22 protein-coding genes are annotated in these 24,578 nt (G+C 57.3%); 7 read left to right on the plus strand and 15 right to left on the minus strand.

The window, feature by feature from the left end; translation table 11 throughout:
- Window positions 1–40: 40 nt before the first annotated feature.
- The 12 genes from trpS to pilM all read right to left on the minus strand — a co-directional run bounded on the left by trpS (window position 41) and on the right by pilM (window position 10,003).
- The gene (gene trpS / locus NG99_RS17255) at window positions 41–1,045 is read right to left on the minus strand and encodes a tryptophan--tRNA ligase (protein WP_034895596.1); all 1,005 of its coding nucleotides are present in this window, start codon (window positions 1,043–1,045) and stop codon (window positions 41–43) included.
- A gap of 18 nt (window positions 1,046–1,063) precedes the next feature.
- Window positions 1,064–1,741, minus strand: a complete 678-nt coding sequence (locus NG99_RS17260; protein ID WP_034895598.1) for a phosphoglycolate phosphatase — start codon at window positions 1,739–1,741, stop codon at window positions 1,064–1,066.
- Window positions 1,725–2,411, minus strand: coding sequence for a ribulose-phosphate 3-epimerase (rpe, locus tag NG99_RS17265; RefSeq protein WP_034895601.1), 687 nt, complete (start codon window positions 2,409–2,411; stop codon window positions 1,725–1,727). The genes NG99_RS17260 and rpe overlap by 17 nt, the downstream gene beginning before the upstream one ends.
- Before the next feature lie 52 nt (window positions 2,412–2,463).
- A complete protein-coding gene (gene dam, locus NG99_RS17270; RefSeq protein WP_034895603.1) occupies window positions 2,464–3,282 on the minus strand; it encodes an adenine-specific DNA-methyltransferase in 819 nt (272 codons plus the stop codon).
- 125 nt (window positions 3,283–3,407) lie between these two features.
- Window positions 3,408–4,424 carry an SPOR domain-containing protein gene (locus NG99_RS17275; RefSeq protein WP_034895605.1) on the minus strand — a complete coding sequence of 339 codons (1,017 nt, stop codon included), beginning with the start codon at window positions 4,422–4,424 and terminating at the stop codon, window positions 3,408–3,410.
- Window positions 4,425–4,515: 91 nt separating this feature from the next.
- Window positions 4,516–5,604, minus strand: coding sequence for a 3-dehydroquinate synthase (gene aroB / locus NG99_RS17280; RefSeq protein WP_034895607.1), 1,089 nt, complete (start codon window positions 5,602–5,604; stop codon window positions 4,516–4,518).
- Window positions 5,605–5,654: 50 nt separating this feature from the next.
- Window positions 5,655–6,176: a shikimate kinase AroK gene (aroK, locus tag NG99_RS17285; protein WP_034895609.1), complete on the minus strand. Its 522-nt coding sequence runs from the start codon at window positions 6,174–6,176 to the stop codon at window positions 5,655–5,657.
- 387 nt (window positions 6,177–6,563) lie between these two features.
- Window positions 6,564–7,814, minus strand: coding sequence for a DNA uptake porin HofQ (gene hofQ, locus NG99_RS17290; RefSeq protein WP_072017612.1), 1,251 nt, complete (start codon window positions 7,812–7,814; stop codon window positions 6,564–6,566).
- On the minus strand, window positions 7,729–8,148 hold the full coding sequence (locus NG99_RS27665) for a HofP DNA utilization family protein (protein WP_052130763.1): 420 nt from the start codon (window positions 8,146–8,148) through the stop codon (window positions 7,729–7,731). The genes hofQ and NG99_RS27665 overlap by 86 nt, the downstream gene beginning before the upstream one ends.
- Window positions 8,138–8,638, minus strand: coding sequence for a HofO family protein (locus NG99_RS27670; RefSeq protein WP_052130764.1), 501 nt, complete (start codon window positions 8,636–8,638; stop codon window positions 8,138–8,140). Before NG99_RS27670 ends, NG99_RS27665 begins: the two co-directional genes overlap by 11 nt.
- The gene (locus NG99_RS17305) at window positions 8,631–9,176 is read right to left on the minus strand and encodes a PilN domain-containing protein (RefSeq protein WP_157032647.1); all 546 of its coding nucleotides are present in this window, start codon (window positions 9,174–9,176) and stop codon (window positions 8,631–8,633) included. Before NG99_RS17305 ends, NG99_RS27670 begins: the two co-directional genes overlap by 8 nt.
- Window positions 9,176–10,003, minus strand: coding sequence for a type IV pilus biogenesis protein PilM (gene pilM / locus NG99_RS17310; RefSeq protein ID WP_034895612.1), 828 nt, complete (start codon window positions 10,001–10,003; stop codon window positions 9,176–9,178). The genes NG99_RS17305 and pilM overlap by 1 nt, the downstream gene beginning before the upstream one ends.
- A gap of 119 nt (window positions 10,004–10,122) precedes the next feature.
- Here pilM and mrcA point away from each other — a divergent pair, with 119 nt between their 5' ends.
- Window positions 10,123–12,669: a peptidoglycan glycosyltransferase/peptidoglycan DD-transpeptidase MrcA gene (mrcA, locus tag NG99_RS17315; RefSeq protein WP_034895614.1), complete on the plus strand. Its 2,547-nt coding sequence runs from the start codon at window positions 10,123–10,125 to the stop codon at window positions 12,667–12,669.
- A gap of 83 nt (window positions 12,670–12,752) precedes the next feature.
- Here the strand turns inward: mrcA and nudE are convergent, their stop codons facing one another.
- Window positions 12,753–13,319 carry an ADP compounds hydrolase NudE gene (nudE, locus tag NG99_RS17320; protein WP_034895615.1) on the minus strand — a complete coding sequence of 189 codons (567 nt, stop codon included), beginning with the start codon at window positions 13,317–13,319 and terminating at the stop codon, window positions 12,753–12,755.
- A 409-nt stretch (window positions 13,320–13,728) separates the two neighbouring features.
- Between nudE and NG99_RS17325 the strand changes: the two genes are divergently transcribed.
- The 4 genes from NG99_RS17325 to pckA all read left to right on the plus strand — a co-directional run bounded on the left by NG99_RS17325 (window position 13,729) and on the right by pckA (window position 19,137).
- Window positions 13,729–15,867 (plus strand): intracellular growth attenuator family protein, encoded by a 2,139-nt coding sequence (locus tag NG99_RS17325; RefSeq protein ID WP_034895617.1) that lies wholly within the window; start codon window positions 13,729–13,731, stop codon window positions 15,865–15,867.
- 137 nt (window positions 15,868–16,004) lie between these two features.
- On the plus strand, window positions 16,005–16,406 hold the full coding sequence (gene hslR / locus NG99_RS17330; RefSeq protein WP_034895619.1) for a ribosome-associated heat shock protein Hsp15: 402 nt from the start codon (window positions 16,005–16,007) through the stop codon (window positions 16,404–16,406).
- A 22-nt stretch (window positions 16,407–16,428) separates the two neighbouring features.
- Entirely contained in the window at window positions 16,429–17,307 is an 879-nt protein-coding gene (gene hslO / locus NG99_RS17335; RefSeq protein WP_034895620.1) for an Hsp33 family molecular chaperone HslO, read from the plus strand.
- A 216-nt stretch (window positions 17,308–17,523) separates the two neighbouring features.
- Window positions 17,524–19,137, plus strand: coding sequence for a phosphoenolpyruvate carboxykinase (ATP) (gene pckA / locus NG99_RS17340; RefSeq protein WP_034895622.1), 1,614 nt, complete (start codon window positions 17,524–17,526; stop codon window positions 19,135–19,137).
- Window positions 19,138–19,187: 50 nt separating this feature from the next.
- Here pckA and envZ read toward each other — a convergent pair whose 3' ends face one another.
- Together envZ and ompR are read right to left on the minus strand one after the other, a co-directional pair.
- Window positions 19,188–20,540 (minus strand): two-component system sensor histidine kinase EnvZ, encoded by a 1,353-nt coding sequence (gene envZ, locus NG99_RS17345; RefSeq protein ID WP_034895623.1) that lies wholly within the window; start codon window positions 20,538–20,540, stop codon window positions 19,188–19,190.
- Window positions 20,537–21,256 carry an osmolarity response regulator transcription factor OmpR gene (gene ompR, locus NG99_RS17350; RefSeq protein WP_001157751.1) on the minus strand — a complete coding sequence of 240 codons (720 nt, stop codon included), beginning with the start codon at window positions 21,254–21,256 and terminating at the stop codon, window positions 20,537–20,539. Before ompR ends, envZ begins: the two co-directional genes overlap by 4 nt.
- Before the next feature lie 291 nt (window positions 21,257–21,547).
- Between ompR and greB the strand changes: the two genes are divergently transcribed.
- Both greB and NG99_RS17360 read left to right on the plus strand, forming a co-directional pair.
- Entirely contained in the window at window positions 21,548–22,027 is a 480-nt protein-coding gene (greB, locus tag NG99_RS17355) for a transcription elongation factor GreB (RefSeq protein WP_034895625.1), read from the plus strand.
- Window positions 22,028–22,123: 96 nt separating this feature from the next.
- Complete coding sequence (locus tag NG99_RS17360; RefSeq protein ID WP_034895626.1) at window positions 22,124–24,454, plus strand: Tex family protein; 2,331 nt, start codon at window positions 22,124–22,126, stop codon at window positions 24,452–24,454.
- Window positions 24,455–24,578 lie beyond the last annotated feature (124 nt).

Here is a 24,578-nt window from a genome sequence, read left to right on the forward strand (position 1 = left end):
CAGAAGCGGAAAAGCGCCGCCTCTGGTGTTGGTTCGAGGGTTAAGACTGGGCCACAAAACCTACGGCTTCATAGACTTTCTTCAGCGTTACCTGCGCCTGCGCGCGGGCCTTGGCAGCGCCATCGCGAAGAACCTTTTCCAGCAGGGCTTCATCTTCACGGAAGTGGCTATAGCGCGCTTGCAGATCGGTCAGCATCTCGGACACGGCTTCGGCGACCGCCCCTTTCAGATGCCCATACATCTGGCCTGCAAACTGCTGCTCCAGCTCCGGAATGCTTTTGCCCGTCACGCCAGCGAGAATATCCAGCAGGTTAGAAACGCCCGCCTTGTTCTTCACGTCATAACGCACCACCGGCGGCTCGTCGCCATCGGTCATCGCCCGCTTAATCTTCTTCACCACCGACTTAGGATCTTCCAGCAGACCGATAACGTTATTACGGTTATCGTCAGACTTGGACATCTTTTTGGTCGGCTCAAGCAGCGACATCACGCGTGCGCCAGATTTTGGGATAAACGGTTCAGGCACTTTGAAGATATCGCCATACAGCGCGTTGAAGCGCGCCGCCACGTCGCGACTCAGCTCGAGATGCTGCTTCTGATCTTCGCCCACTGGCACCTGAGTGGTCTGATACAGCAGGATGTCTGCCGCCATCAGCACCGGGTAATCAAACAGGCCGACGTTGATATTCTCTTCGTAGCGCGCGGACTTATCCTTGAACTGCGTCATGCGGCTCAGCTCGCCGAAATAGGTGTAGCAGTTAAGGATCCAGCCCAGCTGCGTATGCTCCGGCACATGTGACTGAACGAAGATGGTGCTCTTTTCAGGATCGATGCCGCAGGCGAGGTAAAGCGCCAGCGTATCCAGCGTGGCCTTACGCAGCGCGGTCGGATCCTGACGGACGGTAATCGCATGTAAATCGACAATGCAGTAAATGCAGTCATGGCTATCCTGCATACTGACCCACTGACGCAGCGCACCCATATAGTTACCGATGGTCAGTTCGCCGGAAGGCTGTGCGCCGCTAAATACGATGGGTTTGCTCATGTTTTTTCGTCCTGATAATTACAGCCCTAAAGCGGGCAACAAATCGTTAAAATGGTCCAGCACCACGGTTGGCTGACTGGTGGCGATCGGCTCGCCGTAGTTGTAGCCAAAGGTCATGCCGACGCAGGGGCACCCTGCCGCCTGCGCCGCCAGAATATCATTGCGGGAGTCGCCGACAAAGACCAGTTCCTCCTGCAACAGGCCAAATTTTCCCAGCACCAGAAACAGCGGCGCCGGATGGGGTTTCTTCGCTACCACGTCATCGCCGCCGATAATCAGCGAGAAATAATCGGCAATGCCCAGCGAGGCCAGCAGAGGGGCCACAAAGGGCGTGGGCTTATTGGTGACGATCGCCATCGGCAAGCCTTTCGCCGCCAGAGCAGCCAGCCCTTCCTTCACGCCCGGAAACAGCTTGCTGCCGCTCTCGACGGTGGTGGCGTAGTGCGTATCCAGCAGCACGCGCGCGTCGCGGATCAGGTCGCTTTCCGGCTTCTGGCCGGTGGCCCAGGTCAGCGCCCGCTCAATCAGAATATCGGCGCCGTTGCCAATCCAGGTGGAAACCCGCCCGACGCCGGCAGCCGGTAAGCCGAGGGAGGTTAAAGCGGCATCTACTGCGCTCGCCAGACCCGGCGCGCTGTCAATCAGCGTGCCGTCCAGGTCGAAAGCCAGCGCGCGAACCTTAGTGAAATGAGCCATGGCGTGATTTCTCCAGTTCGGTGCGCATATCGTCGATCACTTTTTTGTAATCTGGTTTGCCAAAAATGGCCGAACCGGCGACAAACATGTCTGCGCCCGCCGCGGCAATTTCGGCGATATTGTCGACCTTCACGCCGCCATCCACCTCCAGGCGAATGCCATAGCCGCTCTGATCTATCAGCTTACGAACCTGACGCAGCTTATCCAGCGTGCCTGGAATGAACGACTGGCCGCCGAAGCCCGGATTGACCGACATCAGCAGGATGACGTCCACTTTATCCATCACATAGTCGAGGTAGCTAAGCGGCGTCGCTGGGTTGAACACCAGGCCGGCTTTACAGCCGTGCTCTTTGATCAGCTGTAGCGAACGGTCAATGTGCTGTGTGGCTTCGGGATGGAAGGTGATATAGCTGGCCCCCGCTGCGGCAAAATCCGGGATCAGGCGATCCACCGGCTTCACCATCAGATGCACATCAATCGGGGCGGTAATACCGTAATCACGCAGCGCCTTCAGCACCATTGGCCCCATCGTCAGGTTGGGTACGTAGTGATTATCCATCACATCGAAATGCACGACATCGCCACCGGCGGCCAACGCTTTCGCTGTGTCTTCGCCCAGGCGGGCAAAATCTGCAGACAGAATTGATGGGGCGAGTAAATACTGTTTCATCCATTTCTCCCAATTAGCGCACCTGACAACAGGCACGTACCGCAGTTGAGGGTTAACCGCCGCCGAACAGGGCCAGCAGTTCATCCACTTGATGACGTCCGCTACCGCTGCGGCTGATTGACCGCCGCGCTTTAATTTTATGCAGCTTTGCCGCCTGATACCACTCGCGGGTCAGCGGCGTATCGTGGTTGGAAATCAGCACCGGAATGCGGTTCTCCAGAGCCAGCTTTTCCGCCAGCAACGCCAGATGCTGCTGCTGTTGCAGGCTAAAGCTGTTGGTGTGGTAGGCGGTAAAGTTCGCCGTCGCCGACAGCGGCGCATAAGGGGGATCGCAATAGACCACCGCCCCTTGCGGCGCACGGCTTAGGGTAACATCGTACGATTCACAGACAAAGGTCGCATTTTGCGAGCGTTCAGAGAACCAGTAGAGCTCGTCCTCTGGGAAATAGGGTTTACGATAGCGACCAAAAGGCACGTTAAACTCGCCGCTGAGGTTGTAGCGGCAGAGTCCGTTGTAACAGTGGCGGTTGAGATACAAAAACAGCTGGCCGCGGCGATAGGGATCGTCGCAGCGGTTAAACTCAGCGCGGCGGGCATAGTAAAACCCGGCTTCATTGCTTTCGCTGGTAAACAGCTCGCGGGCATCGGCAGTAAACTCGTTGACGCGAGTTTTGACAATGTTGTAGAGATTGATCAGGTCGCTGTTGATATCCGCCAGAATGTAGCTCGAAAACGGGGTGTTAAGAAACACGGAGCCGGCGCCGACAAAAGGCTCAATCAGACAGTCCCCTTCCGGCAGATGACGTTGGATATCCTCAAGCAGCGGGTATTTCCCCCCCGCCCATTTTAAGAAAGCGCGATTTTTTTTCATGCCGTCGTTTTTATTACACTTATTCTTATGGCTGCGGTTACACCGACAGCATATCTGCGCTTTGAATAGTTAGCCCTCCGAAGAGGGCTAACAGTTTCATCATAAAATCAGGCTTATTCAGACTTTTAGTCAGCCGATTCTTTTTTCACCTGGCTGACCGGCTTCACCCAAGGGTTCTGCGCACGGACTTCGGCCGGAAGCGTGGCAACGGCGCGCTTCGCGTCTGCTGGCGTAGCGTAGGCGCCACTCACCAGCACATACCACGGCTGGCCATTGCGCGTCGTTTTATAGACGTGATAGCCGTTAAGATTTTGCTTCTTCGCCCAGGCGTTCAGCGTATCAGAACGGGAGGCGCTGCTCAGCTGAAGCGTATAGCTGCCACCCGGAACGGCAGAGGATGCTTTTACTGGCGCTGAAGAGCCGTGGCTGACCGAGGTGCCCGGGCTACTTTTTGGCTTACTGGCTACGGCTGCTGGTTTTGCAGGCGCAGCTTTATGTGCCGCAGGTTGATTCTGATGCGGGGCGGCCCTGTGTGGCTGGCTCGCCGCGCGCGTTGGCGCGGCAGACGCATTGCCGCCAGGTGCGACGGTAGCAGGCGCCGTAGGCAACGTGCCGCTGTTATCCTGCGCGCCCTGCGCCGCGGCGTCTACCTGACCCTGCTGATTGCTCAGCGCATTGTTCAGATCGCCCGGCAGTTCAACGCGCTGCTGGTTAGCTGGCGTCTCTACCGGCGCGGCCTGTGTCGGCGTGGAAGAGATTGGCGGCGCGCTGATTTCCTGCGGACCGTTGGCGGTTGCAGGCGCAGCGCCAGCCGTGGCATCAGGCGCTGGCTGCGAGCCAGACTGCCCGCTCATGGAGGAAGAGCCTGAGAGATCGATGTTTTTGTCGTTGCCAGAAGCGGAGGCGTCAGCCTGGCCAGAAGGCGAAGCAGGTTTCTGGGCGCTCTGGCCGCTATCGCCCGGCGAATTCAGCGCAGAGCCGATACCGATCACCAAAAGCAGCAGCACCAGAATACCAATGCCCATCATCATATGCTGGCGTGAAACAGGAACTTTGGGGGCAGAAGACGTCTTACGGGACCGCTGCGGGCGGCGGTCACTGGTATCAGGTTTTAACTCGTCTTCCGGTTTAAACTCGTCCATTCAACCTCCTACTGTAGAGCAGCGGCGCCCCTCAACGTCCTATGAGCGGCGAATTTCTTGTTCAATCGGGCTACCGCCCGTCATTACGTCTTCAGCCTGGCAGGCAGTCGTTGATCGCAGCCAGCACCGTATCATGTGCGACGCCGCTGCGCACTTCGGACTCGCCGATTGCCAGAGGCAGTACCAGGCGAAGCTCGCCGCCCAGCACTTTTTTGTCACGCATCATATGCGGCAGATACGCTTCGGCGGCCATACTTTCTGGCCCGGTCACCGGTAAACCTGCACGCTGCAACAGCGTGATAATTCTGTCGGTCTGCTGGGCGGAGAACTGCCCAAGACGTTCGGCCGTTCTGGCAGCCATCACCATGCCAGCCGCCACAGCTTCGCCGTGAAGCCAGTTACCGTAGCCCATATGAGCTTCGATGGCATGGCCGTAAGTATGCCCCAGATTCAACAGGGCACGCTGCCCCATTTCACGTTCGTCGGCGGCAACTACCTCGGCTTTCAACTCGCAGCAGCGGCGAATACAGTACGCCATCGCTTTGCCATCAAGGGCCAGCAGCGCATCCAGGTTGGCTTCCAGCCAGTTAAAGAACTTGCCGTCAAGAATGATGCCGTACTTGATCACTTCAGCCAGGCCAGACGCCAGCTCGCGCGGCGGCAGGGTGCTGAGGCAGTCGATATCCACCACCACGGAGGCAGGCTGATAAAACGCGCCAATCATGTTTTTACCGAGCGGATGATTAACGGCGGTTTTTCCTCCCACTGAGGAGTCAACCTGTGCCAGCAGCGTGGTGGGAACCTGAATAAAGCGCACGCCGCGCTGATAGCTCGCTGCGGCAAAACCGGTCAGATCGCCAATGACCCCGCCGCCTAAGGCAATCAGGGTAGTGTCACGACCGTGAGGTTTTTCCAGAAGGGCAGTAAAGACCTGCTCCATCACCGCCAGCGTTTTGTACTGCTCGCCGTCGGGAAGGATCACCTGATCCACTTTTATGCCAGCGTCTTCCAGACGCTGGCGCAGCGGCGCGAGATAGAGAGGGGCCAGCGTCTGATTAGTGACCAGCATGGCCCTATCGCCCGCCTTAAGCGGCCAAAAAGAAGACGGATCGTTAAAAAGTCCGGCAGCGATGGTAATGGGGTAACTTCTCTCCCCCAAAGTGACGGTAATCTTCTCCATGAAGCGTTATCACCTTTATTGCTTTGGCCCGCAGGCGGTCAGAGCTGGATTCAGCTCTTTTCCAACATGTTGATAATCTGATTCGCGACCACTTTAGCACTCTGGTCGTCGGTACGAATCGTCACGTCGGCAATTTCTTCGTAAAGCGGATTACGTTCCTCCGCCAGCGCTTCCAGCACCTCGCGCGGTGGGGATTCCACCTGCAGCAGAGGGCGCTTTTTATCACGCTGCGTACGGGCCAGCTGCTTCTCGATGGTGGTTTCCAGATACACCACCACGCCGCGAGCCGAAAGACGATTGCGGGTTTCGCGTGATTTCACTGAACCACCGCCGGTAGCGAGCACGATGCCCTGCTTCTCGGTGAGTTCGTTGATGATTTTTTCTTCGCGATCGCGGAAGCCTTCTTCGCCTTCGACGTCGAACACCCAACCCACATCCGCTCCGGTACGTCGCTCAATTTCTTGATCGGAATCGAAAAATTCCATATTGAGTTGCTGAGCTAACTGACGCCCAATAGTGCTTTTGCCGGCACCCATAGGCCCAACCAGAAAGATATTGCGTTTCTCTGCCATTTTTTCGGTATTACTAAGACAATTCGTTAATGATACCCCGTCCAACCGGACAGGACATGAACTGAAACCTCATGAGCGATAGTGCGAGAGTCAGATGAAAATTATCTCAACACTGAAGGTGTTTTGGCAACCGATTAAATTGACCTTGCCCATTGCGCACTCTCAGGGCGCGTTTCAGTCCGCTTCATTTATCAGCCCAATGTCACTGCATCGGCTACGCCGGTTGCGCACGATAAAAAACGGGTTCTGTATATTTTCAAAGCCAAGCCGAGGCTCATAAATCAAAATCGCTAAACCTTGTAAGCTAATTCAGCCCTTGCGTCAAACGCATATGGCTTCAAGGCCGGAAAAAAGCACCCGGTTTCTCAGTTTGGACTAAAAAACGCATTACTCATCACGAATCAGCCGCGGCGTGATAAAGATCACCAATTCCCGCCTTTTTTGCTGCTGGATATCATAACGAAACAGCGAACCCAGCAGCGGGATATCGCCAATCAGCGGTACTTTACGCTGGCCGCTGGCATTCTGCCGTTGAAATATCCCCCCCAGCGCCAGCGTCTGACCATCCTTCAGCGTCACCTGAGTCTGGATCTCTTGTTTATCAATCGCCAGATACTCGCCTTCTCCGCTACGCATGGTGCGGCCGGGGACATTCTGCGAGAGATGCAATTTCAGTAAAATCCGCCCGTTGGCCTGCACCACCGGCGTAACCTCCATTCCCAACACCGCCTCTTTGAATTCGACGCTGGTACTGCCGCGGCTGCCGCTTGAGACTTCATAGGGAATTTCCGTGCCCTGCTTGATGCTGGCAGCCTGCTGATGGGAGGTGAACAGCCGCGGGCTGGCGATAATTTCCAGTTTGTTTTCCTGCTCCAGCGCGCTCAGCTCCAGATCCAGTAATTTGCCGTCCAGCCTGGCCAGCGTGAAGCCCGCAGTGACCGCCGCCTCGCTGACCGGCAGCGCCACCCTGAACTGGCTGGCGCGCAGCGCACGGGCTATCTGCTCATCGCTTCTCATTCCCCAGCGGACGCCAAGCTCTCGCAGGCTCTCCTCATTGATAGTGACAATATGAGCCGCCAGCTCGACCTGTTCCAGCGGAACGTCAAGCGCACGTATCCATCGGCTGGTTGCATCAAGCGCCAGGCGCGTATCTCTCAGCAGCAGGCTGTTGGTTCTGGCATCCACCGTCACGCTGCCGCGATCGGTCATCAGCCGCGCCCGCTCCGCCAGAAGGCTGTTGTTCACCGTGCTGGCATCGGCATGGGCCAGCGTTACAACTTCGGCAATCAGCGGCAGCGAGTTTTGCTCCTTCTCTCGCGCTATTTGCTGCTGATGCAGCTGCTCCTGCCGCCAGCTTTCTGGCCAGACCAGCAGGACATTCCCTTCGGTTTCAACGCTCAGCTTCGCCATGCGGGCCACCAGCATCAGCGCCTGCTGCCAGGGCACTTTCTCCAACCGCAGCGACAGCGTGCCCTGTACGCCAGGCGCCACCATCAGGTTCAGCTGCTGCCAACTTGCCAGCGCCTGTAACACCTGCCCCACCGGCGCCTCGTCAAAAGCCAGCGACAGCGGCTCCCTCTTCGCCAGAGAAGGCGTCAGCACGCTCAGCAACAGCACCAGGCAAAGTATCCTTTTCATAAATGCTCCCTTTCAGCGTTTTCTTTAGCGGTGGCAGGCACCCGTTAACGTCCGCCAGCGTGATGCTGAGGCCATCGATTTGCCGCAGTCGCCAGCCCGACACCACCCCCTCCCCTTGTCTGAGCTGGAGCCATTTCCCCCTGCCGCGCATCAGCCAGGCGTGATAGTCCCCGGCACGCCCAACAATCCCTTTTAGCTGCCAGCGAAAGGGAGGCTTCTCGCCCCCACATGCCGCGCCGGGGGGCTGAAAAGGATCTCGTTCGCCGCGCCCCTCTCCAGCCAGCAGCATCAGAAAAACGGCCAGTATGCGCAGATAGCCGCGGTTATTTTTCATTGGTCAAGGCCAGCAGCAGCTGGAAATTCAGCCGCTGCGCCTCAGGTTTAAGGGTAAAGCTGAGCAGCTCGACGCCGGACGGCAGCGAACTAAGATAGCGAAACACGCCCGGCACTTGCGGCCAGCTAAGGCGCAGCGTCAGGCTCCCTCCCGGGCCAGCAGGCTGCCAGTGGGTCAGCGTGCCGCCGGACGTTTCTGTCAGCGCCCGTAGCGAGAACGCGTCAGTTCGCTCCGGCTGCAACGCCTGCCGCAGTTGCGCTATCTCCGCTTCCTTCTTAGTCAGCGACCCGGCCATCATCAAACGCTGGAGCAGCGCCTGATACTGCCTGGCGTACTGCCGATGCTGCGCCATCAGCCCGGTGGCCTGTCGCTCAACCGGTACGCCCCACAGCCACCAGGCTATCCCCACGATCGGGCCGCCGCAAAGGCAAAGCAGAGCGCCCAACTGCCAGACCGGCAGGTTCAGCAAGCGCGAGAGCATTTTATTCATCGCGGTCCCCCTGTTGCCTTAGCGCAATCAGCAGGCTGAACGCCACGTTGCCGTGCGCTCCCCGGCTCAGTTGGCCCATTTTTACCTTCCCGACCAGCGTCAGCTGCCGCAGCCGTTGGCTGAACGTGTCAAGATCGCCCACGCCTGAGCAAAACCCCGACAGCGTCAGGCTGGCCGCATTTTTGCTGATGCCGCTCAGCCAGAGCGTCTCCGGCATAGCCTGCGCCAGGTTGAGGACAAAAGAGGACCAATGGGCAAGGTTTTTCTGCCGCTGCTGGCGCTCCGTCAGTTGCTGTCTGAGGCGATTTATCTGCCGCTCTGCCCCGGCCAGCCGCTCAAGCTGCTGCTCCAGCCGCTGCCCTGCGTTTTGACGCTGCCGGACAAGCTTTTCACCCTGCCAGTTCAGGGCTTTTTTCCCCAGCGTCGGCAGCCCGGCAGCCAGCAGCGCTATTGCCAGCAGCAGCATGACCAGCGCCAGACGTCTCCGCTCCCTTCTTAGTCGTGTCGCCCGCCAGGGCATCAGATTCACCCAGACCATCAGGCATCCCCTGGCCGCAGCGCCAACCCTGCCGCCAGCGAGAACAGCCCGCTCAGCAGAGGCAACGGCGGCTGCTTAAGGGCAAACGCGGCGAAGGGGTCCAGCCACTGGGCGCCAGCAGGCAGCGGTTCAGGTTGCGATGAGCTGTAATAAAAAGACTGAAATTCAGGCAACTGCTTCTGCTGAAGCGCGGCGAAGTCTGGCGCGTCCAGCACTGAACACCATCCCCAGCGTGGCTGGGCTGGCTGGGACGAATACCACAGCCAGTGATCCTGCACCCGATGAACGATCGCCGCCGAAGCGTCGAGGGATAATGAGGTGGAGAGGACACATAACGCCGCAGGCGAAAGTTCCAGCACCTCGGGCCTGAGTTTTGCCTGCTCAAGGCAGCCCAGCCAGCTCTGAAGCGCCTCACGCCGGGAGGCGGTGATATAAAGCGCCCTGCCCGTTTCCTCCTCCAGGCGATAGTCCAGCGCCAGGGTTTCCGGCGCAATTGGGAACAATCGCCTCGCCGCGGCGGTTATGTACCTGTTACGCTCTGGCTCACGCAATTGCGTAGCGGGCGGCTCAACCTGCCGTTGCAGTACCAGATGGGGAGGAAACCCTACCCGTAGCGAGATGCCGTAAGGCAGCAGTTTGCGCCAGCGTTGCAGCAGCGCGATCAGCGGATCGGGACGTTGCAGCAGCCCGTTAACTAACGTATCTTGCGGCAACGCATGTTGCCACCAGTGGCGAAGTTGCCAGCCGTACCGACGGCGCTGGATGCCAAGGGCGCAAAGCTGCCCGTTTTGAATATCCAGGCCGACTTGCCATGTCTGAAATGCCATTTAGCGCGATCTCCATATCGTCAGTATTTAAAAGGACGTATCCAAGCTTCTGGCTTGCCTTTATACTACCGCGCGATTGTTTATAAACTGCCCAGTCGACTCAGAATGGAAAATATCAGGTGAAGTTCGTAAAGTATTTTTTGATCCTTGCGGTGTGTTGCATTTTGCTGGGAGCAGGCTCGGTCTATGGCTTATACAAATACATAGAGCCTCAGCTGCCCGACGTAGCCACGCTGAAAGATGTGCGTCTTCAGACGCCTATGCAGGTTTACAGTGCCGACAACGAGCTGATTGCTCAGTATGGCGAGAAACGCCGCATCCCGCTGAAGCTGGCGCAAATCCCACCTGAAATGGTGAAGGCATTCATCGCTACCGAAGACAGCCGCTTCTACGAACACCACGGCGTCGATCCCATCGGGATCTTCCGTGCTGCGAGTATTGCGCTGGTGTCTGGTCATGCTTCGCAGGGAGCGAGTACCATTACTCAGCAGTTGGCCCGTAACTTCTTCCTCAGCCCTGAACGCACCCTGATGCGTAAGATCAAGGAAGCTTTCCTCGCCATCCGTATTGAACAGATGATGAGCAAAGATGAAATCCTCGAACTTTACCTGAATAAGATTTACCTGGGGTATCGTGCTTACGGCGTCGGCGCAGCCGCCCAGGTTTACTTCGGCAAAAATGTCGACCAGCTGACGCTGAGCGAGATTGCGATGATTGCAGGCCTGCCAAAAGCCCCTTCAACGTTTAACCCTTTGTATTCTCACGAACGCGCCCTACAGCGTCGTAACGTGGTGCTGAGCCGTATGCTCGATCAGCATTACATCAGCCAAAGCCAGTACGACGAGGCCCGCAACGCGCCGCTGGATGCCAACTATCACGCTCCTGAGATTGCTTTTTCCGCCCCTTACCTGACGGAGATGGTGCGTCAGGAGATGGTGAAACGTTATGGCGACGACGCCTATAACGACGGCTTTAAAGTCACCACGACGATCACCCGTAAGCTCCAGCTGGCTGCCCAGCAGTCGGTGCGGGATAACGTGATGAACTACGATATGCGTCACGGCTACCGTGGCCCGTCTAAGGTGCTGTGGAAAGTCGGTCAGAATCCGTGGGGCCGGACTGAGATACTAAAAGAGCTGAAGACTCTGCCGGTCTACGGCCCGCTGTTCCCTGCCGTGGTAACGGAAGCAAATGCTGACGAAGCCACGGTACTGATGCGCGACGGGACCAACGTGACGCTGAATCTTGCGGGCGTTCGCTGGGCCAGACCGTATCGTTCGGATACCGCACAGGGGCGCACGCCACGCTCCGTGAGCGAAGTGGTGCAGCCAGGCCAGCAGATCTGGGTTTATCAGTCAGGCAGCGATTGGTCGCTGGGACAGGTTCCTGACGTTAACTCCTCGCTGGTATCGCTGGACCCGCACAACGGCGCGGTGCTCGCGCTGGTGGGAGGCTTTGACTTCAATCAAAGCAAATTCAACCGTGCCACCCAGGCGCTGCGTCAGGTGGGTTCCAACATCAAACCGTTCCTGTATACCGCCGCTATGGACCGTGGTTTGACGCTGGCCTCGATCCTTAACGATGTGCCGATTTCACGCTGGGATGCCGGTGCGGGTGCCGACTGGCGTCCGAAAAACTCCCCGCCGACTTATGACGGACCAATCCGCCTGCGACAGGGGCTGGGGCAGTCGAAAAACGTGGTGATGGTGCGCGCCATGCGTGCCATGGGCGTCGACTACGCGGCAGAGTATTTGCAGCGCTTCGGCTTCCCGGCGCAAAACATTGTTCATACCGAATCACTGGCGCTGGGCTCGGCTTCCTTCACCCCGCTCCAGATGGTGCGTGGCTATTCGGTGATGGCGAACGGCGGCTTCCTGGTCGATCCTTACTTCATCAGCAAAATTCAGGACGAACAGGGCAAAATGCTGTTCGAAGCGAGGCCCAAAGTGGCCTGCCCTGAATGTAATCTGCCGGTGATTTATGGCGATACCAAAAAAGCGGTGGCGCTGAGCGAAGACAGCGTGGAGAACGTGGCCGTTTCGCGGGAAGGCGAAAAGAACGCCGTGCCGCAGCCGCAGCTTGAGCAAGTCTCCCGGCAGCAGGATAGCGCGCCGCAGTATGCTCCGCATGTGATCAACACCCCGCTGTCGTTCCTGATTAAGAGCGCGATGAACTCGAATATCTTCGGCGAACCGGGCTGGATGGGAACTGGCTGGCGGGCAGGCCGCGATTTGGGTCGTAACGATATCGGCGGCAAAACCGGGACAACCAACAGCTCGAAAGATGCCTGGTTCTCCGGCTACGGTCCGGGCGTGGTGACATCGGTCTGGATTGGTTTTGACGATCACCGCCGCGATCTGGGACGCACTACCGCTTCAGGCGTCATCAAGGATCAAATTTCGGGATATGAAGGCGGGGCGAAAAGCGCTCAACCAGCCTGGGATGAGTACATGAAAACCGCGTTGGACGGCGTGCCGGTTCAACCGCTCACGCCGCCGGAAGGCGTGGTTACCGTCACCATCGACCGCAGCACCGGCAAGCTGGCGAACGGCGGCGGCAATACGCGTCAGGAATACTTTATCAACGGCACGCAGCCGACCGAATATTCCGTGCATGATGTCGGCACTACGCTAATGGACAACGGTCAGAGTCACGAGCTGTTCTGATCGTCCCCCCAAAGAAAAAGGGAGGCGGCATATGATATGCCGCGCCCCCTTAAGATCTGAAAGCGGACTTTTCGTCCGCTTTTTTAATAGCTTATCCGCCCCTGCTTCACCAGCCATTCGCGAACCAAAAACAGGGCGCTGACGTTACGCGCTTCGCGGAAGTCCGGCTCATGCAGCAGCGCCAGTAAATTATCCAGCGGCCAGCGCAGCTGAGGAAGCGGCTCAGGCTCGTCCCCCTCCAGCTTCTCTTCGTAAAGCCCCTCGGCCACCACGATATTCATTTTGCTGGAGAAGTAAGAAGGCGCCAGCGTCAGTTTACCCAGCGTTTCGAGTGTTTCAGCGCCGTATCCTGCCTCCTCTTTCAGCTCGCGATTCGCGGCCTCAAACGGGGTTTCGCCCGGATCAATCAGTCCCTTAGGGAAACCAAGCTCATAGCACTCAAGTCCAACCGCATACTCCTGAATCAGGATAATGTGGTCGTCAACAATCGGCACAATCATTACCGCCTCGCGATCGGAGGGTTTCATCCTCTCATAGACCCGACGGGCGCCGTTGCTGAATTCCAGGTCTACGGCCTCAACGGTAAACAGGCGCGAGCGAGCCGCGACTTCAACGTTAAGGATTTTGGGTTTTTGCAGTTGTCTGGTCATACAGGCCCCAGGAAAAAAGCCAAAAATTGAGCATCATAGCCCGTAAGTGACGGCGCGCAGGACGTCGTTACCCCATTGTGCGGCAGCAGGAAAGGGATGCCAATCATCGCATGGATTATTTTACGCAGTTATATCAAATCGTCTGCCTTCAGGCTGAAAGGGAGTAAGTCATGTCAATCAGGACCAGTAAAAATAGGATTATGCCGATACTGACAAACGCAGATGCTTGATACCATCAGAGCCGGGAAAACTATACTAACATTCTAATTTTATGATTTTGCGCGCTATTTTTGTATACACAGCGGATTGCCAGCGCCGTCTAAACCCGCCACAATGTCGAGAACAAGATGTTAGTGGCCAGAAATTATCATAATGACGACGGGAGCTATGTGGCAGGAATGAGGGAAGCATGAGCACAATAGTCATTATATTGGCTGTAATGCTGGCCTGCTCGTTTGGGGTGGGTTATTTCTTTTGGTACGCTATGCGGCATCGCCCGCCGTTGGCGAAACCACTGCCATTTATCAGTCCCCCTTTTCGTAAACTGAGCGACGACGAGCGCAAAGCCGTTGAGCGCTATATCAGCCTGCTGGAAAAACACCGCGATAACACCTTACCGGGCGGCACCAGCAGAGCGGCAGAACCGTTGGTACTCACTTCCCAAAGCAGCAATGTCTATCCCGTCACCCGCTCCATTACCCGTTATGGCCTCTCAACCGATGAGCCTCATAAATGGCGATACTACCTGGATGCCGTAGAAGTGCATCTGCCGCCGCTGTGGGAGCAGTATATTGCCGAAGAGAACTACGTAGAGCTGATCAAAACGCAATCTATCCCGCTGGTCATTTCGCTGAATGGTCACTCGCTGGTGAACTACGTTGACGAGCAGCCCGCTCTGGCACCGGCTATCCGCCCGATCTCGCAGAATGCTTCCATCAGGAAAGAAGAGAGCGAGAACGTTGAGCTGCTCAGCGTCCGCAAGGAAACGCGTGAAGAGTACGCCCTCAGCCGCCCTGACGGCACGCGTGAAGCCGCCGCCATCGGCCTGGCCTTCCTACTGTTCTTCGCCAGCCTGGTGGGGCCGGAACTGTTAATGCCCTGGCTGGTGCTGACAGCATCGGCGATCGTTATCGTCAGCTGCTGGTTCCTCTTTCGTCGTCCGGGAGAAAAAGACCTGCGGGAGATCCACTGCCTGCGGGGAGCGCCAAAGCGCTGGGGACTGTTTGGCGAGTCGAATCAGGGGCAGGTCAGCAACATTTCGCTGGGCATTATCGATCTGATTTACCCTGCCCACTGGCAGCCCTACGTCTCGCACGATCTCGGACAGTCGACCGAGGTCGATATTTACCTCAACCGTCAGGTGGTGCGCCAGGGGCGTTTCCTCTCGTTACAGGATGAGGTTCGCAACTTCCCCGTCCAGCGCTGGAAAAAGAATCTGGTGCTGGCCGCCGGCTCCCTGCTGGTGATGGTGGTGCTGATTGCCTGGATTCCGCTGAGTATGCCGCTAAAGCTGAGCATCGCCTGGCTGAAAGGCACCGAAAGCGTTCAGGTCCACTCGGTTAACGAACTGGAAAAGATGCCGCTGCACATCGGCGACAGCCTGAAGGTCAGCGGTGAAGGGATGTGTTCGATTCCGGCGACTTATCAGGGCAACCGTACCTACGCGTTTATGCCGTTCGACTGTTCTGCCGTCTACTGGAACAACGCGGCTCCCCTGCCCCAGCCGCAGTCCGATATCATTGATAAGGCCACCGCGCTGTTAACGACTACCAGCCAGCAGCTTCATCCCCAGAGCAACACCGACCCTAAGCTAAACCCTCAGCTGGCGACGGCAATCCAGAAGTCAGGCATGATTCTGCTGGATGACTTCTCCGATATCGTGCTTAGAACCCAGGAGCTGTGTAGTCAGGAGCAGGATTGCGTGCGCCTGAAAAATGCGCTGGTCAACCTGGGCAATGCCAAAGACTGGGAGTCGCTGGTACAGCGCGCGGAGTCCGGCTCGCTTAACGGTATGAACGTCCTGCTGCGACCGGTCAGCGCCGAAGCGCTGGAGAACCTGGTGAACACCGCTACCTCTTCGTTCTTCTACCGGGAAACCCGCCGCGCGGCGGAAACGCTGAACAGCCCACCGCCCGGCGGTTTCCTGATCCTCAGCGATGAAGGCCGTCAGCTCGTTAATCAGCCGGCCCCGACCGTTTCGCTGTTTGACTATAATGCGCCAGACCAGTGGCCGGAACTGCAACGCCTCGCGGGAATGCTGCTGCATACCCCTTTCAGCGCCAGCGGCATTGTGACCAATATCACCACCGATGCGAACGGTACGCGCCATATCGCGCTGCACAGCTCGCCGGACACGCTGACCCTGTGGCGCTATCTGGGCACCAGCCTGCTGCTGGCGGTTGTCGCGCTGAGTTTTGTTATTAATGCCCTGCTGGCGCTGAAGCGTATCCATCGCAATCGCCAGCGCATTATCGCCATTCAGAACTATTACGATAAGTGCTTCAGCCCTGCGCTGGGTCCCAGCCAGAGCATTCGCCCACTCTTCTGAGCACGCGGTTTTATGCTATTTTTAAAGCTGACAAGGTGAAGATCCCCCTTCTGACTCCCCCTAATTATCCTGCGGTTAAGCGCCTTGAATTCACGCGTTTCACCCATACATAGGGATATTCCCCTCAAGGAGCAGCGATGAAAGAGAAATCCGCAGAAGCGGTTCGGCTCGATAAATGGCTGTGGGCCGCTCGCTTCTATAAAACCCGCTCAGCAGCGCGCGAGATGATTGAAGGTGGCAAGGTCCACTACAACGGTCAGCGCAGCAAGCCGAGCAAGCTGGTTGAGATCAACGCCCAACTGACGCTTCGACAGGGTAACGACGAACGCACGGTGATCGTTCTTTCCCTTGGCGAGCAGCGCCGCCCGGCGGCGGAAGCTCAGCTGATGTACGAAGAAACGGCACAAAGCGTTGAGAAACGGGAAAAGATAGCGCTGGCGCGAAAAATGAACGCGCTCAGTATGCCGCATCCTGACCGTCGTCCTGATAAGAAAGAGCGACGGGACCTGATGAAATTTAAAAATTCCGGCGACGAGTAACTCGCCCAAACGAGAGAGAATTATGGCTCATCAAGACCAACTGCACCGCTATCTGTTCGAAAACTACGCCGTACGTGGTGAACTGGTCAGCGTTTCGGACACCTGGCGCGAAATCATTAGCGGCCATGACTACCCTCAGCCGGTGCAGAAAGTGCTGGGTGAACTGCTGGTCGCCACCAGCCTGCTGACCGCAACGCTGAAATTTGATGGCGATATCACCGTACAGCTCCAGGGCGACGGTCCGCTGAATCTGGCGGTGATTAACGGCAATAACCGTCAGGAGATGCGCGGCGTTGCCAGGATGCAGGGGGAGATTGCCGCAGAAAGTACCCTGAAAGAGATGGTCGGCAACGGCTATCTGGTTATCACCATTTCTCCGTCCGAGGGTGAACGCTATCAGGGCGTGGTGGGGCTGGAAGGCGAAACGCTGGCAGAATGTCTGGAAGACTACTTCATCCGCTCCGAGCAGCTACCAACGCGGCTGTTTATCCGTACCAGTGAAATCGAGGGCCAACAGGGCGCAGGCGGCATACTGCTTCAGGTACTGCCTGCCCAGGATGCAAATCCTGAGGACTTCTCCCATCTGGCTACGCTGACCGAAACCATTAAAACGGAAGAGTTGCTGGGGCTGCCCGCTAACGACGTGCTGTGGCGTCTGTATCATCAGGAAGAAGTGACCGTTTACGATCCTCAGGATGTTCGCTTCCACTGCACCTGCTCACACGAGCGCTGCGGTGAAGTACTGGCTACGCTGCCAGTCGAAGAAGTGGACGACATTCTGGCCGAAGACGGAAAAATCGATATGCACTGCGACTACTGCGGTAGCCACTATCTCTATGACGCCGTTGATATTGCGGCTATCCGCAACGGCTCAACGCCTGGTGACGAACGGGTTCACTGATCGGCTTAATGGCCAGGCCTTAGCGGCCTGGCCCTGCTCTACCCACTCTCTTTACGCGCTGCCTCTCATTTCTGCTGCTTATGCCTTTCACTGCTTGTTTACATGTGTACACTGCGCGCGATCGTGTTTTCGCAGGCGGACAGATATGCGACTATCACGGTTAATGCGTTTCCCTATACCCCCTTGCAGTTAAGAGCCGATAAAAGGAGCAGTAATATGCGCTTTCTGACCCCGCAGGACCTCATTGCTTATGGCATCACGGAAACGGTGGAGATTATTCATAATCCCGACTTCGACGTGCTATTTGAAGAAGAAACCCGTCCAGGGTTGACTGGCTATGAACGTGGCATTCAGACGCAGTCCGGCGCTATTGCCGTTGATACCGGCATTTTTACCGGCCGTTCTCCCAAAGATAAATACATTGTCCGTGACGATCTCACCCGCGACACGCTGTGGTGGAACGATCAGGGCAAAGGCAAGAACGATAATCAGCCGCTCACGGACGAAACCTGGCAGGCTCTTAAATCCCTGGTCACTAAGCAACTCTCGGCTAAACGCCTGTTTGTGGTGGATGCCTGGTGCGGTGCCAACCCGGATACGCGTCTGAGCGTACGCTTTATCACGGAGGTCGCCTGGCAGGCACACTTTGTGAAAAACATGTTTATCCGGCCGGATGAGGAGGCGCTGGCAAACTTCGAGCCAGACTTCGTGGTAATGAACGGCGCCAAATGCACCAACCCGGACTGGCAGCAGCAGGGGCTGCACTCCGAAAACTTTGTCGCCTTCAACCTGAGCGAGCGCATTCAGCTGATTGGCGGAACCTGGTACGGCGGCGAGATGAAAAAGGGACTGTTCGCGATCATGAACTACCTGCTGCCGCTCCGGGGAATTGCCTCAATGCACTGCTCGGCCAACGTCGGCGAAAAAGGTGACGTGGCGGTGTTCTTCGGGCTGTCCGGCACGGGCAAAACCACGCTGTCTACCGATCCGCAGCGCCAGCTGATTGGCGATGACGAGCACGGCTGGGACGACGACGGGGTATTTAATTTTGAAGGCGGCTGCTACGCGAAGACCATCAGGCTCTCGGAGCAGGCAGAACCAGAGATTTACCACGCCATCCGTCGTAATGCGCTACTGGAAAACGTGGTGGTGCGCAGCGATGGCTCCGTCGATTATGACGACGGTAGCAAGACTGAAAACACCCGCGTGTCCTACCCAATTGACCACATTGACAACATCGTCAAGCCAGTGTCAAAAGCGGGCCATGCGCGCAAGGTCATCTTCCTGACCGCCGACGCCTTTGGCGTGCTGCCCCCGGTTTCGCGGCTTAGCCACGATCAGACCCAGTACCATTTCCTCTCCGGCTTTACGGCTAAGCTGGCAGGAACCGAGCGAGGCGTGACGGAGCCAACGCCAACGTTCTCCGCCTGCTTTGGCGCTGCCTTCCTCACGCTGCACCCAACGCAGTATGCCGAGGTGCTGGTGAAAAGGATGGAAGCCGCCGGGGCGGAAGCTTATCTGGTGAACACCGGCTGGAACGGCAGCGGCAAGCGAATCTCGATCAAAGATACGCGGGCGATCATCAATGCCATCCTCAGCGGTGAGCTGTCGGAGGCCGAAACGGTCACGCTACCGGTGTTCAACCTGGAAATGCCCGTCGCGCTGCCGGGAGTGGACAGCGATATTCTGGACCCGCGCAATACCTGGGGTGATGAGGTTGAGTGGGAAGAGAAGGCCCGCGATCTGGCCCAGCGCTTTATCGATAATTTCGATAAGTACACCGATACGGCAGCTGGAGCCGCCCTGATAAAGGCCGGTCCTCAGCTCTGAAGCAAAAGAGGCTTAGTCACAGACTAAGCCTCTTTTTTCAGCCCCAGTCGCTAAGCGACTGGCGGGGTGGTCAGGCTGTTAACCGCAGGCAACGGCAGCCAGGCACGAATACTTAGCCCGCCGCGATCGCTTTCGCCAATCTCCAGCGCCCCCTGATGCGCATCGATAATGCGTTGGACAATCGCCAGCCCCAATCCCGTCCCGCTGGTGCTGCGGGCGCTGTCGCCGCGCACAAACGGCTGGAACAGATGTTTGAGCTGGTCGGGCTTGATGCCCGGACCATCGTCTTCAACCTGGAACCAGGCGCGCTGTAGCTCGCTGCCGCTGCTGACCTTAATCCAGCCGTTACCGTAGCGGGCAGCGTTCACCACCATATTGGCGGCGGCGCGTTTAATCGCCAGTGGGTTAATATCAACCATCAGCTCGGCTGGCATCACGCCGTTTTCAATTTCGCGTTCGTAGCCACTTTCAGCCGCGACCACCTCACCCAGCACGCTGTTCAGATCGGCACGCTCGAACTGCATCTCCTGGCCAGTGCGCAGATAATCAATAAACTGTTCAATGATTGCGTTGCACTCTTCGATGTCTTTATTGATCGACTCGGCAAGGTAGCCATCCTCCTCAGACATCATCTCTGTCGCAAGGCGAATACGCGTGAGCGGCGTGCGCAGATCGTGGCTGACGCCAGCCATCAGCAGCGTGCGATCATCAGCCAGCTGCTTTACGCCTGCCGCCATCTGATTAAAAGCCCGCGTGACCGATCGAACTTCCGAAGCGCCGTATTCACGCAGCGGCGGCGGAATGATGCCCTTACCAACCTGCAACGCGGCGTGCTCAAGTTCCACAAGGGGGCGGTTTTGGATGCGGATAAACAGCCAGGCGCCGCCAATCGCCAGCAGCATAATCGCCAGCGTGTAGCGGAACAGCGGCGAGAAGTCGCCCTGATGGATTTCCGTTAGCGGCACCCTGACCCAGATATCCGGCGACAGCCAGGTTTTGAGCCAGACTACCGGGGAATTTTTATTGACCTCAACGCGTACGTCGGTGGGGCCGCCCAGCTGCGTAGCCATCTGCTGGCTGAGAAATTCGTAGTGTTGCGCCCAGCGCAATCCGCTCTCTTCCGCCGCCGCGTTGGTATACAGCGAAATACCCAGCTCGCGGTAGATCTCACGGCGGAATGCTGGAGGCACCTCGAGCTGCGTGCCATCCTCAAGCTGTAACCGGTCGGTCATCAGCATTCGCACTTCATAGGCCAGCACTTTGTTGAACTGCTGCAGACTGGGCAGGATCGCAAAGTTCAATACCACCAGATAGGTCGTGACCAGGCTGACAAACAGCAGGGTCACGATCAGTAGCAGCGTACGGGCAAAGGAACTACGGGGAGAGAAGCGGATTCGCCTCATGCCTTACTGCCGTCCGGCACGAAGACGTAGCCCAGGCCCCAAACGGTCTGGATATAGCGTGGATGAGCCGGATCTTCTTCCACCATGCGACGCAGGCGGGAGATCTGGACGTCAATTGAACGCTCCATCGCACTGTACTCACGACCACGGGCCAGATTCATCAGCTTGTCGCGAGACAGCGGCTCACGCGGGTGGCTGACCAACGCCTTCAGCACCGCAAACTCACCGCTGGTCAGCGGCATAGGCTCGTCCTCACGGAACATTTCGCGCGTACCGAGGTTCAGCTTGAACTTACCGAAGGCGATCACCGCCTCTTCCTGCGAAGGCGCGCCCGGCAGCTCGTTGGCCTGACGGCGCAGCACGGCGCGGATGCGGGCCAGCAGCTCACGCGGGTTGAAGGGTTTTGGAATGTAGTCGTCCGCACCAATTTCCAGACCCACGATGCGGTCCACTTCTTCACCCTTAGCCGTAACCATGATAATGGGCATTGGGTTGCTCTGGCTGCGCAGACGGCGGCAGATAGACAGGCCGTCTTCCCCTGGCAGCATCAGATCGAGCACCATCAGGTGGAAGGACTCACGGGTCAGCAGGCGGTCCATCTGCTCGGCATTCGCCACGCTACGGACCTGGAAGCCCTGTTCGGTCAGATAACGTTCCAGCAGCGCACGCAGACGCATGTCGTCATCCACCACCAGAATTTTGTAGTTTTCTTGCATATCGATACTCCCAAAGGCGCTATTGCCCGAGCTATTATTTTTAAAAAAGATGCCTGAATGTAACAGTCAATAATGGTTTATATTCTAGCCGAAATTGTTACAAAGCATATTAAACAGCAGCTTATCTTTAACCTTGAACGAAAAATTAGCGCTGGCGCACACCTTTTTAACGACGAATAGTCAGGACAAACAAACAGTAAGGTCCGGCAGAAAAAAGCGGAAGAAATTTGCATCGCCGCGCGCCGCACAACAAAATAACCACAGCACTCCCGAGTAACGAAACGGATTACGATGAAAACCAAACTGATCACCCGCGAAGGTTATGACAAGCTGAAGCAGGAACTGGACTTTCTCTGGCGAGAAGAGCGACCGGAAGTGACCAAAAAGGTAACCTGGGCCGCCAGCCTGGGCGATCGCAGTGAAAATGCCGATTACCAATACAATAAAAAGCGTCTGAGAGAGATCGACCGCCGCGTGCGTTATCTCACCAAATGTCTCGAACAGCTGCGCATCGTGGATTACTCCCCGCAGCAGGATGGCAAAGTCTTTTTCGGCGCCTGGGTTGAGATTGAAAACGACGATGGTGACATCAAACGCTTTCGCATTGCCGGTTATGACGAGATTTTTGGCCGCAACGACTACATCTCCATCGACTCGCCGATGGCCCGCGCCCTGCTGAAAAAAGAGGTTGGCGATCTGGCCACGGTACAGACCCCCGCTGGTGAAGCCAGTTGGTATGTTGTCTCGATCGACTACGTTAAACAATCCTAATCACGCGGATGCGGGCGCGCAGAGTCGTCCGGCGACTGGCAATTTCCGCCCGCAATCCGTATAACTGTCCGCTGTCTCTAAGCCATAAAGTAACCGATGATGAAAGATTCGCTGAGCCGCATAATTGCAAGTGAGCTGCAGGCGCGAGCAGAACAGGTTGATGCCGCTGTCCGTCTGTTGGATGAAGGAAATACCGTGCCGTTTATCGCACGTTATCGTAAGGAAGTGACCGGCGGCCTGGATGATACCCAGCTGCGCCAGCTTGAAACCCGCCTGAGTTATCTCAGAGAGCTTGAAGAGCGACGCCAGTCGATTCTGAAATCTATCGGCGATCAGGGAAAGTTAACCGATGAGCTAAGCAACGCCATCAGCAACACCCTGAGCAAAACCGAACTTGAAGATCTGTACCTGCCTTACAAACCTAAACGCCGCACGCGCGGAACAATCGCGATTGAAGCCGGTCTGGAACCGCTGGCCGACACGCTGTGGCAGGACCCATCGCAGGATCCCGAGCAGCTGGCGGCCAGTTTTGTCGATGCTGATAAAGGCGTAGCCGATACCAAAGCGGCGCTGGATGGCGCGCGCTATATCCTGATGGAACGCTTCGCGGAAGACGCGAGCCTGCTGGCAAAAGTGCGCGACTACCTGTGGAAAAATGCCCATCTGGTCTCCCGCGTGATGGAAGGAAAAGAGGAGGAAGGCGCGAAATTCCGCGACTACTTCGACCACCACGAAGCGCTGGCCACCGTTCCCTCTCACCGTGCGCTGGCGATGTTCCGCGGCCGCAACGAAGGGATATTGCAGCTCTCTCTTAACGCCGATCCGCAGTTTGATGAGCCGCCGCGCGAAAGCCAGGGCGAGCAGATTATTATCGATCACCTGCAGCTGCGCCTGAACAATGCTCCGGCCGACGGCTGGCGAAAAGCCGTCGTCAGCTGGACCTGGCGCATCAAAGTGCTGCTGCACCTGGAAACCGAGCTGATGGGCACCGTGCGCGAGCGTGCGGAAGATGAAGCCATCAACGTATTTGCGCGTAACCTGCACGACCTGCTGATGGCCGCGCCGGCGGGTATGCGCGCCACAATGGGCCTGGACCCGGGCCTGCGTACCGGGGTGAAGGTCGCGATCGTTGACGCCACCGGTAAACTGGTGGCTACCGATACGATCTATCCGCACACTGGCCAGGCAGCCAAAGCTGCCGCCGCCGTCGCGGCGCTTTGCACTAAGCATAAAGTAGAGCTGGTCGCCATCGGCAACGGCACGGCTTCGCGCGAAACCGAACGCTTCTACCTTGATATTCAGAAGCAGTTCCCGCAGGTGCAGGCGCAGAAAGTGATCGTCAGCGAAGCAGGTGCGTCGGTTTATTCCGCCTCTGAGCTGGCGGCTCTGGAGTTCCCGGACCTTGATGTCTCCATTCGCGGCGCCGTTTCGATTGCCCGCCGCCTCCAGGACCCGCTATCCGAGCTGGTGAAAATCGATCCAAAATCCATTGGCGTCGGTCAGTATCAGCATGACGTCAGCCAAAGCCTGCTGGCGAAGAAGCTCGATGCGGTGGTGGAAGACTGCGTTAACGGTGTCGGCGTCGATTTGAACACCGCTTCGGTGCCGTTATTAACCCGCGTAGCGGGCCTGAGCAAGATGATGGCGCAGAACATTGTCAGCTGGCGCGATGAGAATGGCCGCTTCCAGGATCGTCAGCAGTTGCTGAAGGTTAGCCGTCTGGGGCCTAAAGCCTTTGAGCAGTGTGCGGGTTTCCTGCGTATTAATCAGGGTGATAATCCGCTGGATGCCTCAACGGTTCACCCGGAAGCCTACCCGGTGGTTCAGCGCATTCTTGCCGCCACGCAGCAGGCGCTGAACGAGGTGATGGGCAACCCTGCCGAGCTTCGCAACCTGCGCGCGGTCGACTTCACCGATGAGAAATTCGGCGTGCCAACGGTCACCGATATCATCAAAGAGCTGGAAAAACCCGGCCGCGATCCGCGCCCGGAATTCAAAACGGCCCAGTTCGCCGAAGGCATTGATACCATGAACGACCTGCTGCCTGGCATGGTGCTGGAAGGCGCGGTCACTAACGTCACCAACTTCGGTGCGTTCGTTGATATTGGCGTCCATCAGGATGGCCTGGTGCACATCTCCTCACTGTCTGACAAATTTGTTGACGACCCGCACAAGGTGGTCAAAGCGGGTGATATCGTCAAGGTGAAGGTAATGGAGGTTGATTTGCAGCGTAAGCGAATTGCCCTGACCATGCGCCTGGATGAGCAGCCGGGCGAAACCAATGCCCGTCGCGGCGGCGGCAACGCGGGCCGCGACAATGCCAAACCGGCTCAGGGTAAAGCGCGCCCACGTCCGGCAACCCAGCCCGCCAGCAGCAACAGCGCGATGGGCGATGCGCTGGCCGCCGCTTTCGGCAAGAAACGCTAGGCCGTTATCATCAGGGCGGATCTTCGGCGCCGCCCTGACTTTTTCTCAACGCTCCTTTCCTCTCAAGCTTGTTCTGCATCAATAAGACCGATAATAGTTATCATTATACTTGCCACCGTTGATT

This window comes from Erwinia typographi (genome assembly GCF_000773975.1).
Classification (GTDB): Bacteria; Pseudomonadota; Gammaproteobacteria; order Enterobacterales; family Enterobacteriaceae; genus Erwinia; species Erwinia typographi.